This is a genomic window from Vibrio sp. 10N.222.55.C6 (genome assembly GCF_041473395.1).
GTDB classification, from domain to species: Bacteria; Pseudomonadota; Gammaproteobacteria; order Enterobacterales; family Vibrionaceae; genus Vibrio; species Vibrio crassostreae_C.
This window is the reverse complement of the sequence record NZ_JBFRSD010000626.1, coordinates 1-299: the sequence shown is the minus strand read 5'-3', so window position 1 is coordinate 299 and position 299 is coordinate 1. Positions and strand designations below refer to the sequence as shown.

1 pseudogene is annotated in these 299 nt (G+C 35.5%); it reads left to right on the top strand.

The annotated features are described in order from the left end of the window. Nucleotides 1-299 (top strand): annotated as a pseudogene (locus AB4486_RS25380) (hypothetical protein); the annotation flags it as partial.

Sequence of the window (299 nt, the reverse complement as noted above, 5' to 3'; positions counted from 1 at the left end):
CTCCTACTTCTGTAAATACTATCCAGAATACTGTAGCTATTAACTATGGTTACGGCATCCTTTCGATCTTTGAAACAAGCAACGAGCCGCAAGGGTACCCGGAAGTAAGCAAAGTAAAAGACAAGATTGAGATATCTAATAAATCAAATAAGTTCTTAGAGGCTAAAATTTGTTCTAGTAAGGATGACTGTGGTGGTGTGGACTATATTCTTCCAGGTAGAAAAACGAATATTTCACTTCCAGAAGAAATGGATATCAATAACGTATATGTTGAATTTTCAAGTAATGATGGGTCATTT